Raw genomic sequence first — 14075 nt, forward strand, 5'->3', positions numbered from 1 at the left:
TACAACAAAGCCCCGACTTTCGTCGAGGCTTTGTTGTTTAAATATGGTACCGGTAGGCGGACTTGAACCGCCACGCCCGAAGGCAACGGATTTTGAATCCGTCGTGTATACCAATTTCACCATACCGGCATCTTTGGGCTATTGCCCTTTGATGATTGGCATTATACGTAAGCTTTTATGCTTCGCAAGCAGAAAAATCTTTGATAACGACCGTTTGCTGATAATTTAGCCACAAAGTGTGATAAAGAATCTATTCTGATGGGTGATTCCCCTCTACTGCTGTCTCTAAACTTTCTCGAATAACATAATCAATCTGATCGTAAACTGTGACTCTGTGCGTTAGGTCTCTTTTCACAAGCAAGCGGAATCTATATTCTGACGCACAATTTTAAAGGTAAGTGATAGAACTATGACTACTTCAACGACTCTTCCACCCGCCGGTTTTTTTCGTCGAATCGCGGCTTTGATTTATGACACTCTTATCATTCTCGCGATCGAGATGATGGCTGCGGGAGTTGTCATGGCAATTGTTTTTGCTTTGAATGCAGCAGGGTTATTAAGCTATGGCGAATATGTGGATGCTGCTGATATGCTAGGAAAACATCCGGTGCTAAGCCCGCTGTTCACATTATATCTTGCAGCGGTATGGATTTACTTCTTTGTATTTTTCTGGACAAGAGCAGGACAAACCCTAGGGATGCGAGCTTGGAAGATGCAGATCCGTAACAGCAAAGATGGTGGGCCTATTACCATCACTCAAGCGTTAATTCGCTTGGCAACCTCTGGTTTTGGATTGGCAAACCTAACGGTTCCAATTGATCCGCAAAAACGAGGCTTCCATGACATCTGGGCAAAAACCGAAGTTGTGGTCTTGCCAAAAGCGAGATAGCAGAGCGGGAAAAGCAAACAAAAAAAGGAAAGCACTGTGCTTTCCTTTTCTTTTATGCCGATAATCTATTAAATAACTATAGCTTTCTTCGTAACAGCGAAACCGCAATGGCTAAGAACACCAAGCTTGGCGCTAAGGCACCAAATACTGGCGGTATGCCATAAACTAAAGTAAGCGGACCAAAGAATTCACTGGATATGTAGAACGTAAAGCCTGCAACCACGCCAGAAAGCACTCTCGCCCCCATCGTCACACTGCGCAGCGGGCCAAACACAAATGACAGTGCCATTAACATCATCACTGCGATAGATAGCGGCTGAGTCAACTTACGCCAAAACGCGAGTTCATAGCGAGAAGCATCTTGCTCTGAAGCTTTTAAATAAGTGACATAATCATACAGTCCACTCAAAGAAAGCTCTTCTGGTTTAACCGTCACTACCGCTAGCTTGTCTGGCGCTAAAGAGGTATGCCATTCCATCTGTTCTAAATCACGCTTAGTAATGACATTTTCATTTTCCATATCCGTGATTTGTACATAGCGCATCAACCAATTGTTATCTTGCTGGTAATCCACTTCTTCCGCAAAGATCACTTTGTCGAGGTTCTTATTTTCATCAAAGCGCCACATGTTCAAACCATAAAGCTTGTCATCCTCAACTTTACCGATGAAGATGAAGTCATTGGCATCACGCGCCCATACCCCAGCTCGAACCGAAGCAATGCTACCACCAGACAGGGCAAATGCTCGTAAGTCACGTGCCATTTTTTGCGCCTCTGGGGCCCCCCACTGACCAAGCGTCATCACGATGAGCATCAGAGGCACTGCCGTTTTCAATACCGAAAGGCCAATGTCCAACTTTGAAAAACCTGCGGCTTGCATCACAACAAGTTCAGAGCTTGATGCTAACATACCAAGGCCAATCAATGCCCCCAGCAGTGCCGCCATTGGGAAAAACATTTCAACATCGCGAGGGATACTCAGCAATACAAAGTAAAGAGCATGCATCAAATCGTAAGCACCACGCCCAACCTTACGCAATTGCTCTACGTATTTAATGATGCCCGACAAGCCAACAAAGGTCGCCAAAACCAAGGCTGTGGTAGAAATAATGGTTCTACCGATATATAGGTCTAAGATTTTGAACACAGCTTACGCGAGCCTCTTCTTACGGAATTTGTCTTTCATACGTCGAGCAGGAACACTGTCCATCATGTTTGCCAAAATAGCGACAATGAGCAACATAGCATTGATCGGCCACATACCAATTGCAGCAGGGATCGCTCCATCTTCCAGTGCCGATTTCGTCGCACTGATTGCTAGGAAATAGGCTAAGTAAATCAAAATCGCGGGTCCCATCTTAGCGAAGCGCCCCTGACGCGGATTCACCGCAGAAAGAGGAATGACGAGCATCGTCAACAATGGAATACAGACAAATAGAGAAATACGCCATTGCAGTTCAGCCTGAGCTTCCGGATCTGGATGCCCGATTAAATCCACCGTTGGGTAAGCTTCCCAATCACGACCTTTTTCTTTCACTTCTCGTTGACCAATTACACCTTCGTACTGATCAAACTTAGTCACCATGTATTCAACGCGAGTTGGCACACCTTCATAACGCGTCCCCTCATGCATGGTGATGATCTGACGCCCATCGGACAGTTCTTTTACTTCACCAGAAGAAGAGAACATCACACTAGGCAAGATAGAATCTCGTGGACGCATCTGCGCAACAAACACATTGCTGAGTGTGCTATTTTTTATGTCGTCAATAAAGACAACCGAAGATCCATCTGGCGTACCTTGGAATTGCCCTTTTTTCAAAAGATCAACGCTGTTTTCCGCTGCCACCTGTTCATACAGTTGTTCAACGCGATCTTGAGACCAAGGTGATAACCATAAAGCATTGAAAGCCGCAACAGCAGAGGTAATCAATGCTAAATACAACGCCGCCTGTACCAAGAACTTATTCCCGATACCTGTCGCGTTCATAACCACTATCTCGCTCTCTGCATATAGACGCCCAAAGGTAATCAATATGCCGATGTACAAACTTAATGGCAGCATCAAAAGCCCCATCGCAGGCATATTTAAACCTACAACAGAGAAAATCAAACCGGCTGGAATATCCCCATCAGAAGCGTCAGCAAGTACACTGATGAACTTCTGACTCACAAACACCAAAAAAAGCACGAAGAAAATCGCAAATTGGCTCTTGAGTGTTTCGCGGATCAAATATCTAACAATAATCACGCTGAAATTACCTATACAAAACTTGTTTTTTTGGTCGAATCACTATAGTTTCCCGTTGAACCATTTATTTTTTTAAAAATTATAAACTAAATGTTAGCGCTTAAATCAGCTCAGTGGTAATGCTAGAGCTTAAATTCAACAAGTAAGCGTTCATTATCTAACATTTAGAGCAATTTGTCTTCAGGATGTAGGAGTACGCATGGAGTTCAGTGTTAAAAGTGGCAGTCCAGAGAAACAACGTAGCGCATGTATCGTTGTTGGTGTGTTTGAACCACGTCGCCTCTCTCCAGTAGCCGAACAACTTGATAAAATCAGTGACGGTTACATCAGTTCACTACTTCGCCGTGGTGATCTAGAGGGTAAACCTGGTCAGATGCTGCTACTGCATCAAGTACCAGGTGTTTTGTCAGAGCGCGTTCTACTCGTTGGTTGTGGTAAAGAACGTGAACTAGGCGAGCGCCAGTACAAGGAAATCATTCAAAAGACGATCAGCACACTTAACGAAACAGGCTCAATGGAAGCCGTATGTTTCTTAACAGAGCTGCACGTTAAAGGCCGCGATACTTATTGGAAAGTTCGTCAGGCTGTTGAAGCAACAAAAGATGGTCTATACACATTCAACCAATTCAAGAGTGTGAAACCAGAAACTCGTCGCCCACTGCGTAAACTTGTGTTCAACGTACCAACGCGTCGTGAGCTAAACCTAGGCGAGAAAGCTATTTCTCACGGCCTAGCGATTGCGTCTGGTGTAAAAGCATCGAAAGATCTAGGCAACATGCCGCCTAACGTAGCAAATCCAGCTTACCTAGCTTCTCAAGCTCGTCGTCTTGCCGATGACTACGAAACAGTCACGACCAAAATCATTGGTGAGCAAGAGATGGAAAAGCTAGGCATGACCTCTTACCTAGCGGTAGGTCGTGGCTCCAAAAATGAATCTATGATGTCGGTCATCGAGTACAAAGGCAATCCAGATTCAGATGCAAAACCTATCGTACTAATTGGTAAAGGCCTGACTTTCGACTCAGGCGGTATCTCACTAAAACCTGGTGAAGGTATGGATGAGATGAAGTACGACATGTGTGGTGCGGCATCAGTGTTCGGTACCATGAAAGCACTGGCGAAGCTAAATCTACCGTTAAACGTAGTTGGCGTACTTGCAGGTTGTGAAAACATGCCAGGCAGCAACGCCTACCGTCCAGGTGATATCTTAACAACCATGTCTGGTCAAACCGTTGAAGTTCTGAACACAGACGCTGAGGGTCGCTTGGTATTGTGTGATGCACTGACTTACGTAGAGCGTTTCGAACCAGATTGTGTGGTTGACGTTGCAACGTTGACCGGTGCTTGTGTTATCGCACTTGGCCACCACATCAGTGGCGTACTTTCAAACCACAACCCACTGTCTCACGAGCTAGTAAACGCATCAGAGCAAGCAAGTGACCGCGCATGGCGTCTACCAATGGCAGATGAGTACCATGAACAGTTGAAGAGCCCATTTGCTGATATGGCAAACATCGGTGGCCGTCCAGCTGGCACAATTACTGCGGGTTGTTTCTTGTCTAAGTTTACTAAGAAGTACAACTGGGCGCACATTGATATCGCGGGTACTGCTTGGAAATCAGGGGCAGCAAAAGGCTCAACAGGTCGCCCTGTCTCAATGCTTGTCCAATTCCTTTTGAACCGCAGCGGCCAAGAGACAGAAGAGTAATTTCTGAACAACATCAAAAAGGGCCGCAAGGCCCTTTTTTATTATCCCAATATTCTTGAGAATGAATGAGGGTTAAGATGGTCTTAGGATGAGACCTTAAGCAAACGAGAGAATGATGCACAACGCCACTTTCTACATCATTAAAGAAGAAAGCCCACAAGCCACCGTTTCGGGGTTTGAACAATACATCGTGTTTTTGACTCAGCACTTTGCTCGTCAAGGCGCTAAAGTATATTTGAACTGCCAAGATAAATTGCACGCGGAGCAACTTGCTGAGGCTTTCTGGCAAATTGATGCTGATAAGTACATGGCACATAATCTCGTAGGTGAAGGGCCCAAATACGCTACGAATATAGAAATCGGCCATGAGGGTGTTAAGCCATCTTGGAATCGTCAGTTAGTAATTAATTTGGCGGAAAATGAGACAACCTTTGCGAACAAGTTTGCTCAAGTGGTAGACTTCGTCCCTTGCGAAGAAAAAGCTAAACAGCTCGCAAGAGAAAGGTATAAAATTTATCGTCAAGCAGGATACCAACTGCAAACAATCGAAATTGATTATCCTTAACGGTCAATCCTTATAGTTAAGGTGATCTTACGAAGATCCCTCACTTATAAAGATTGACTTAGATTCAACCATCAACGTATCCATTAAAAGAGCGCTATGGAAAAGACATACAACCCAACTTCAATCGAACAAGCTCTGTATCAGACTTGGGAAGAGAAAGGCTACTTTAAGCCACACGGTGACACTACTAAAGAAGCTTACAGCATCATGATTCCGCCACCGAACGTCACTGGTAGCCTACACATGGGCCACGCGTTCCAAGATACGATCATGGATACGCTTATCCGTTGTGAGCGCATGAAGGGTAAAAATACTCTTTGGCAGGTAGGTACGGACCACGCAGGTATCGCAACACAGATGGTTGTTGAGCGTAAGATCGCTGCAGAAGAAGGCAAAACAAAGCACGATTACGGTCGTGAAGCTTTCATCGACAAAATCTGGGAATGGAAAGGCGAATCTGGCGGCACTATCACCAAACAGCTTCGTCGTCTTGGCGCATCTGTAGACTGGGATCGTGAACGCTTTACGATGGACGATGGCCTGTCTAACGCCGTTCAAGAAGTGTTCGTTCGTCTATACGAAGACGATCTAATCTACCGCGGTAAGCGTCTAGTTAACTGGGATCCAAAGCTACACACTGCTATCTCAGATCTAGAAGTAGAGAACAAAGACACCAAAGGCAACATGTGGCACTTCCGCTACCCACTCGCAGATGGCGTTAAAACCGCAGATGGCAAAGACTACATCGTTGTTGCTACGACTCGTCCAGAGACCATGCTAGGCGATACTGGTGTTGCAGTTAACCCAGAAGATCCACGTTACAAAGATCTTATTGGTAAAGACATCATCCTTCCTATCGTTGAGCGTCGCATCCCAATCGTGGGCGATGAGCACGCAGATATGGAAAAAGGTACTGGCTGTGTGAAAATCACACCTGCGCACGACTTCAACGACTACGAAGTTGGTAAGCGCCACCAACTACCAATGATCAACATTCTGACTTTCGACGCGAACATCCGTGACGCTTCTGAAGTGTTCAACACGAACGGCGAAGCAAGCGACGCGTACAGCACAGAACTACCAGCTAAATACCACGGTATGGAGCGTTTTGCTGCTCGTAAAGCTATCGTTGCTGAATTCGACGAGTTAGGTCTACTTGAAGAAGTAAAAGATCACGATCTACAAGTTCCTTACGGCGACCGTGGTGGCGTGGTTATCGAACCAATGCTAACTGACCAATGGTACGTACGTACTGCACCTCTAGCGAAAACAGCGGTTGAAGCAGTAGAAAACGGCGACATCCAATTCGTTCCTAAGCAGTACGAAAACATGTACTTCTCTTGGATGCGTGACGTTCAAGACTGGTGTATCTCTCGTCAGCTATGGTGGGGTCACCGCATCCCGGCTTGGTACGATAACCAAGGCAATGTTTACGTAGGTCGTGACGAAGACGAAGTTCGTAAGAACAACAACCTAGAGTCAGTCATTGAACTTCACCAAGACGAAGACGTTCTGGATACATGGTTCTCTTCTGCACTATGGACGTTCGGTACTCAAGGCTGGCCAGAGCAAACTGACGATCTGAAAGTTTTCCACCCTTCAGACGTACTAGTGACTGGTTTCGACATCATCTTCTTCTGGGTTGCGCGCATGATCATGATGACCATGCACTTCGTGAAAGACGAAAACGGCAAACCACAAGTACCATTTAAAACAGTTTACGTTACTGGCCTAATCCGTGACGAAAACGGCGACAAGATGTCTAAGTCGAAAGGTAACGTACTTGACCCAATCGACATGATCGATGGTATCGATCTAGAGTCTCTAGTAGAGAAGCGTTGTGGTAACATGATGCAGCCTCAGCTAGCGAAAAAGATCGAGAAGAACACTCGTAAGACGTTTGAAAACGGTATCGAAGCATACGGTACAGACGCACTGCGTTTCACTCTTGCAGCAATGGCATCAACAGGTCGCGATATCAACTGGGATATGAAGCGTCTTGAAGGTTACCGTAACTTCTGTAACAAACTATGGAACGCAAGCCGTTACGTAATGATGAACACAGAAGAGCAAGATTGTGGCTTCAACGGTGGTGAGATTGAATACTCACTAGCGGACAAGTGGATCGAGTCTCAGTTTGAACTCGCGGCGAAAGCGTTCAACAACCATATCGACAACTTCCGTCTAGATATGGCGTCGAACACGCTTTACGAATTCATCTGGAACCAATTCTGTGACTGGTACCTAGAGCTAACTAAACCAGTTCTATGGAAAGGTACTGAAGCGCAACAACGTGGTACTCGTCGTACGCTAATCACAGTTCTTGAGAAGACTCTACGTCTAGCTCACCCAGTGATTCCTTACATCACTGAAACTATCTGGCAAAGCATCAAGCCACTGGTTGAAGGTGTAGAAGGCGAGACAATTATGCTGCAAGCACTGCCTCAATTCGACGAAGCAAACTTCAACCAAGAAGCGCTAGACGATATTGAATGGGTGAAAGCGTTCATTACCAGCATCCGTAACCTACGCGCTGAATACGACATCAACCCAGGTAAGCCGCTTGATGTAATGCTTAAAGCTGACGAAAAAGACGCAGCTCGCCTAGAAGCAAACAAACAAGTACTGATGTCTCTAGCAAAACTAGAATCAGTACGCGTACTTGCAGCAGGTGAAGAAACGCCAGCGTGTGCAACGGCATTGGTTGCTAAGTCTGAGCTGATGATCCCAATGGCGGGTCTGATCGACAAAGACGCTGAGCTTGCTCGTCTAGATGGTGAAATCAAGAAGACTCACGGCGAAATCAAGCGTATCGAAGGCAAACTAGGTAACGAAGGCTTCGTAGCAAAAGCGCCTGAAGCCGTTGTTGCTAAAGAGCGTGAGAAGCTTGACGGCTACAAAGAGACGCTAGCTAAGCTAGAAGAGCAGAAGACAACGATCGCTGCACTTTAATCGCTAAAAGCTAGAATAAAAGAATCAAAGGGTTGGTGTGAAAGCATCAGCCCTTTTTGCATTTTATCGCTCGGAAAGCTTTCAAAGATATTCGATCTTTTCTCCTCCCCTCCCTCCTATTTAATAGTTTTTACCTATCAAACTAATCTTAACTGCCCATTAGATTTAATGATAATAATTCTCAATAATAGACCTAACGAAACAACACAACGATTGAGTAATTATCATGAAAAAGACACTAACCTTTGCAGCACTCCATTTTACTATCGCGTTTAGTGTCGCTTACGTGCTTACTGGCGACATTCTAATTGGTAGTTTAATTGCCATGATTGAGCCTTCAGTGAACACCGTCGCTTTCTACTTTCATGAAAAGGCATGGGCAAAAGTCCCAGCGCTTAAAGCTCGTCAGTGGATGACCAAATTAAAAACCGCAAGCTTTGCTACTATCCACTTCAGTGTTGCCTTTAGCGTGGTTTACTTGCTAACAGGTGATGCGTTTGTCGGCGGTATCATGGCGATGCTAGAGCCAAGCTTGAACACAGTGGCTTACTACTTTCACGAGAAAGTATGGATGCGCAAATCAGATAGCCAAGCACCACAGTTTTGTTTGCACCAACACGCTTAAACGAAATATATTGGGTCACCACTCGTGACCCTTTTTTATAGGCAAAACATGGAACAAATTGCTGGTTTCACCCTCCGTACAATGACAATGCAAGATAACCCTGGCATTGCTCAAGTCATTCGAAAAGTCTCTGCTGAGTATGGCTTAACCGCAGACAAAGGTTATGGTGTGGCCGATCCAACACTGGATGACATGCACTCGGTTTACGACCAACAAGGCGCAGCCTACTGGGTAGTCGAATACCAAGGCGAGATTGTGGGCGGCGGCGGCTTTGCACCTTTAGCTGGTGAGCCAAATGTGTGTGAGCTGCAAAAGATGTACTTCTTACCTCAAACACGAGGGCACGGCTTAGCTAAACGCATCGTCGCATTGAGCTTACAACTGGCGAAACAGTTTGGGTATCAGCAGTGCTATTTAGAAACGACAGAATGTCTAAGAGAAGCGGTAGGCTTGTATGAAAAGCTAGGCTTTGAGCATCTCGATGCCCCGCTAGGACAAACAGGGCATGATGCATGTGAAGTCGTGATGCTTAAAACGTTATAGCGTTTTATCCCCAAACTTAAAGTACAAGATGGGTAACACAGAGCTCTTGGCTAAGTGCCACTGTAAATGCTTGGCGTTGCCCATCCAACTCCACCACGAGTTCATAGAGATCTTTTGGATCGGGATCATTCAAATCGGCATATTTTGGCGCTTCGACCTGGAATAAAGCACTCGCATGATCCGCTCGTACATCAATAGGAATATGGTAAGTCATGCTATTAAATTTAACCGAGGCCGATACGAGACCCGGCGCAAAAGTTTGATAGTACAAGTCTACTTTAAACTCGCAACCACCACCGTGGTGCCAAATCTGCTCGGTTGCCACACGGTCTAAACGTACATTGCGAATGAACTGCAAATACGGTTCTTGCCATACCCCTAAGCGATCATCACTCTTTTGGTATTCATGATCCGCAAGTGAGCACAACTCTGGTTTGTCCTCATCCAGCAGAAGATCTTCTTCTTCTTCAAGGAACAAGATCTCAAAACGGTTACGTCCCATCTGCATGAATGGGCGAATGTCTTTTTTGTACACGCTTTGTGAGCCGTCACAGTCAAACAATGCGACTCCGTTCAAACGCACTTCTGCATGGTAATCCACACCACCCAACACCATTTCTACCGCTGGAAATGCCATCATGGATTCGTCCACTTCAATGTCGTGCATCAGATGCCACTCTTGCTGACGAATTGCTTCTTCTGTCAGTTCAGCAGGTAAAACCTGACTCAAAGGAGCTGGGAAAGTGATGTCATCCTGTGGGATAGAAAGGTCCGTCAGTGGAGAGACTTGCCATAAACCGGCGAGTGAGAGTTGCATATACACCTTGAGCTAGATCAATTTTCACGCATTATATACTCAAGTGACTTCAATATGCACGAATCACGATGCTTATGTCACTTTCGTAAATGACAGGCACAAAAAAGCCAGCACTAAGCGCTGGCTTTCTCTTTGTATTAATGAGTCGATTACTCTTCGTCTTCATCATCTTCGTCTGGGTAAAGCGCATCTTCGCCTTCGTAGTAAGTACCCCAACCGTCATAAATGATGTCGTATTTTTCTGCAAGATGAACCAACTTCTCAACCTGTGCGTCAATTGCCTCTGCATCTAGCGCAGACTCCATCGTTGCATCACAGCAAAGCAGTTTATTGCCGTCTTCATCTTCTGTTTCTTCTGCTTCAAGCACATCAAAACCCATTTTGAATGCTTCAACTACCGCTTTTTCCAACGTGTCAAAATCTTCTGCAAACAGGTGATGTTCGATCTCGTATAGAGAATCTGGGTCACTGCCGTCTTCTAGCAGTGCTGCAATGATATCGCGAGTCTCTTCCTTTTGAATCTCAATTAATTCTTCTACTGATAGATATTCATCTTCGTGAGACATGTATTAGCTCCAGATTAGTGACTTGATAGAAACATTATACCCAAAACTTGAGTACGCTGATGCGGTGAAATATGGCATGGATCGCAACGAAAAGCCACAAACAAACCGCAATCAGAACCGATTCTCAGTGATTATTTCTTTCCTAAATTAGAAATCCAATTACAAAAAACAAAAAATTAACAAAAACCGTGAATATTTAATATTCAGAAGATCCTAATAAACCCAAGACACCCTAAATTCCACGCGCTTTGCGTGTTTATGACTATGGAATGAATACAGTCAAACAGGAACATGAGAAGTGATCCGAATAAAGAAACAGCCGCATGTGCATATTTGGGAATATTTAGTCATCTTTTATGCACAAACCGTGTATTTCGCATAATCGAAAGAGAAAAGAATAAAAACGCACTTTTCCCCAACTATCTCGTAAAAAATAAAATATCGAAAAGTAAACATGACAACAAACAATGTAGAGTAATCGAACATAAAAATAATAATACGCAGGATATTAGCAAAGCACTACAACTTGCATCTTTGCTTCAAGCTTGTCATAACTAACCGCTGGAAAATTTGTAAGGATACAAAATGAGTAAGCTGTACGTTGGTTCAGAAGTCGGTCAACTAAGACGAGTACTATTACATCGCCCAGAGCGTGCCCTAACCCACCTGACCCCATCAAACTGTCATGATTTATTGTTTGATGATGTACTTGCGGTTGAAGCTGCAGGCGAAGAACATGATGCATTTGCTCGTACATTGCGTGGTCAAGGCGTTGAAGTATTGCTGTTGCATGATTTGCTCGTAGAAACACTCGACGTGCCAGAAGCCAAACAGTGGTTACTCGGCACTCAAATATCAGACTTCCGCTATGGCCCAACTTTCGCTCGAGATTTACGCCAATATTTCATGGCGATGGACAACGAACACCTAGCCACAATCTTGCTTGGCGGTTTAGCTTATTCAGAACTGCCTATTCAATCATCTTCTATGCTGCCAAAGATGAAGCAGCCTCTTGATTTTGTTATTGAACCTCTGCCAAATCACCTATTTACTCGTGATACATCTTGCTGGGTATATGGTGGCGTCTCTCTTAATCCGATGATGATGCCCGCTCGCCAGCGTGAGACCAATCATCTTAGAGCAATATATCACTGGCACCCTACCTTTGCTGGACAAGACTTTATCAAATACTTTGGCGATGAAGATCTCCACTATGACAATGCCAACATCGAAGGGGGGGATGTATTGGTGATTGGCAACGGGGCTGTTCTGATTGGTATCTCCGAACGTACAACCCCACAAGGTGTCGAAAACCTAGCGGCAAACCTCTTCAAATCAGGCCAAGCGAAAGAAGTGATTGCGATCGATTTACCAAAACATCGCTCATGCATGCACTTGGATACGGTGATGACACACATGGATGTGGATACATTCTCTGTGTATCCTGAAATCATGCGCAAAGATCTCGACACATGGCGCTTAACACCAAAAACAAATGGTGAAATGCATGTTGAAGCCTCACACAACTATCTGCACGCGATTGAATCCGCACTCGGTTTAGACCAATTAAAAATCATCACAACGGGTGGTGACAGTTATGAGGCTGAACGTGAGCAATGGAACGATGCCAACAACGTACTCACTGTAAAACCAGGTGTCGTTATTGGTTACGAGCGCAATGTTTACACCAACGAGAAATACGACAAAGCAGGCATTGAGGTATTAACCATTCCGGGCAATGAGCTTGGCCGTGGTCGTGGCGGTGCACGTTGCATGAGCTGTCCTATCGAACGCGACGATATTTGAGAACAGATACTCACTATATTTACAGAATAAAGACTAAGGTTGATGTGTATGCATCAACCTTTTTTGTTATTACTTTAAAATAATTATTCACAATAAAAGCATTTATATGTTTAAATGCTTTTATCTTATCACCACTAACGTACTTAAGGACGAGCTATGGCTTTCAATCTCCGTAATCGCAACTTTTTGAAGCTATTGGACTTCTCAACTAAAGAGATCCAGTTTTTGCTCGAACTGTCTGCAGAGCTAAAAAAAGCGAAATATGCAGGAACAGAGCAGAAGAAACTTCAAGGTAAAAACATCGCATTAATCTTTGAAAAATCTTCGACTCGTACCCGATGTGCGTTTGAAGTAGCAGCGTTCGATCAAGGTGCCCAAGTGTCTTATATCGGACCATCGGGGTCACAAATTGGTCATAAAGAATCAATGAAAGACACCGCACGAGTGCTGGGCCGTATGTATGATGGCATTGAGTACCGTGGTTTTGGTCAATCCATCGTGGAAGAACTCGGAGCCCACGCAGGCGTCCCCGTCTGGAATGGACTAACGGATGAATTCCACCCAACCCAAATTCTTGCTGACTTCCTAACGATGCAAGAACATGGGCGAGGAAAGCAGTTGCACGAAATAACCTTTGCTTACCTTGGTGATGCACGCAATAACATGGGGAATTCACTTATGGTTGGTGCGGCAAAAATGGGCATGAACATCCGCCTCGTTGCACCAAAAGCGTTCTGGCCAGAAGAAGCGTTAGTGGCGACTTGCCAAGAGATTGCACAACAGAGTGGCGCAAAGATCACACTTACCGAGAACGTCGAAGAAGGCGTAAAAGGTTGTGATTTCTTATACACCGATGTTTGGGTCTCTATGGGTGAATCTGCAGAAGCGTGGGATCAACGAGTAGCGCTTATGACACCTTATCAAATCAACATGGATGTGATTAAACAAACAGGCAATCCTCACGTGAAGTTTATGCACTGTCTCCCTGCTTTCCATAATGATGAGACGACTCTTGGCAAAGAGGTCGCTGAGAAATACGGAATGAAAGGTCTTGAAGTCACCGAAGAGGTGTTTGAGTCAGAATACTCTATCGTATTTGATGAAGCAGAGAACCGCATGCATACCATCAAAGCCGTGATGGTCGCGACATTAGGAAGTTAACCAATATTGGTGATAAAAAGCATGATGTAATCGCTTGCGCTCACTAAAGTTAAGCGTATAATGCTCGGCAATTTGTCTGAGGATTACGAAATGAACAAGCCAATTGCGGACGTAAAAATGCGATTTGCTCTAACTAAGCGACTACGCTTACGTGCTGTTATTTTCGTTAATTCTATTGAATTTTAAAACCTC

At 44.8% G+C, this 14075-nt stretch carries 12 protein-coding genes, 1 tRNA gene and 1 pseudogene; 9 read left to right on the forward strand and 5 right to left on the reverse strand.

The window, feature by feature from the left end; all coding sequences use genetic code 11:
• Positions 1-44: 44 nt before the first annotated feature.
• A tRNA-Leu gene (locus VA249_RS12370) sits at positions 45-129 on the reverse strand.
• 280 nt (positions 130-409) lie between these two features.
• Between VA249_RS12370 and VA249_RS12375 the strand changes: the two genes are divergently transcribed.
• The gene (locus tag VA249_RS12375; protein ID WP_128810108.1) at positions 410-889 is read left to right on the forward strand and encodes an RDD family protein; all 480 of its coding nucleotides are present in this window, start codon (positions 410-412) and stop codon (positions 887-889) included.
• A 76-nt stretch (positions 890-965) separates the two neighbouring features.
• Here VA249_RS12375 and lptG read toward each other — a convergent pair whose 3' ends face one another.
• Together lptG and lptF are read right to left on the reverse strand one after the other, a co-directional pair.
• Positions 966-2036: an LPS export ABC transporter permease LptG gene (gene lptG / locus VA249_RS12380; RefSeq protein WP_221068161.1), complete on the reverse strand. Its 1071-nt coding sequence runs from the start codon at positions 2034-2036 to the stop codon at positions 966-968.
• A gap of 3 nt (positions 2037-2039) precedes the next feature.
• Entirely contained in the window at positions 2040-3140 is a 1101-nt protein-coding gene (lptF, locus tag VA249_RS12385; protein WP_221068162.1) for an LPS export ABC transporter permease LptF, read from the reverse strand.
• Between the two features lie 199 nt (positions 3141-3339).
• On the opposite strand from lptF, the gene pepA reads away from it, so the two are divergent.
• The 5 genes and pseudogenes from pepA to VA249_RS12410 form a co-directional block, all read left to right on the forward strand.
• Positions 3340-4848, forward strand: a complete 1509-nt coding sequence (gene pepA, locus VA249_RS12390; protein WP_128810106.1) for a leucyl aminopeptidase — start codon at positions 3340-3342, stop codon at positions 4846-4848.
• A 115-nt stretch (positions 4849-4963) separates the two neighbouring features.
• Positions 4964-5413 (forward strand): DNA polymerase III subunit chi, encoded by a 450-nt coding sequence (locus VA249_RS12395; protein ID WP_221069948.1) that lies wholly within the window; start codon positions 4964-4966, stop codon positions 5411-5413.
• Positions 5414-5509: 96 nt separating this feature from the next.
• Positions 5510-8365: a valine--tRNA ligase gene (locus tag VA249_RS12400; protein ID WP_221068163.1), complete on the forward strand. Its 2856-nt coding sequence runs from the start codon at positions 5510-5512 to the stop codon at positions 8363-8365.
• Positions 8366-8591: 226 nt separating this feature from the next.
• Entirely contained in the window at positions 8592-8990 is a 399-nt protein-coding gene (locus VA249_RS12405; RefSeq protein ID WP_005441986.1) for a DUF2061 domain-containing protein, read from the forward strand.
• A gap of 72 nt (positions 8991-9062) precedes the next feature.
• Positions 9063-9533 (forward strand): annotated as a pseudogene (locus VA249_RS12410) (GNAT family N-acetyltransferase); the annotation flags it as partial.
• A gap of 16 nt (positions 9534-9549) precedes the next feature.
• Here VA249_RS12410 and VA249_RS12415 read toward each other — a convergent pair.
• Complete coding sequence (locus VA249_RS12415) at positions 9550-10350, reverse strand: glycosyl hydrolase 2 galactose-binding domain-containing protein (protein WP_221068165.1); 801 nt, start codon at positions 10348-10350, stop codon at positions 9550-9552.
• A 149-nt stretch (positions 10351-10499) separates the two neighbouring features.
• Positions 10500-10916 carry a ribonuclease E inhibitor RraB gene (gene rraB, locus VA249_RS12420; RefSeq protein ID WP_128810101.1) on the reverse strand — a complete coding sequence of 139 codons (417 nt, stop codon included), beginning with the start codon at positions 10914-10916 and terminating at the stop codon, positions 10500-10502.
• Positions 10917-11501: 585 nt separating this feature from the next.
• Here rraB and arcA point away from each other — a divergent pair.
• The 3 genes from arcA (at position 11502) to VA249_RS12435 (ending at position 14069) form a co-directional block, all read left to right on the forward strand.
• On the forward strand, positions 11502-12722 hold the full coding sequence (gene arcA, locus VA249_RS12425) for an arginine deiminase (protein ID WP_211915919.1): 1221 nt from the start codon (positions 11502-11504) through the stop codon (positions 12720-12722).
• A 156-nt stretch (positions 12723-12878) separates the two neighbouring features.
• Positions 12879-13883, forward strand: a complete 1005-nt coding sequence (gene argF, locus VA249_RS12430) for an ornithine carbamoyltransferase (protein ID WP_128810099.1) — start codon at positions 12879-12881, stop codon at positions 13881-13883.
• 90 nt (positions 13884-13973) lie between these two features.
• Positions 13974-14069 (forward strand): aspartate carbamoyltransferase, encoded by a 96-nt coding sequence (locus VA249_RS12435; protein WP_225923909.1) that lies wholly within the window; start codon positions 13974-13976, stop codon positions 14067-14069.
• The last annotated feature ends 6 nt before the right edge of the window (positions 14070-14075 follow it).

Source organism: Vibrio alfacsensis, assembly GCF_019670485.1.
Lineage (GTDB): Bacteria > Pseudomonadota > Gammaproteobacteria > Enterobacterales > Vibrionaceae > Vibrio > Vibrio alfacsensis.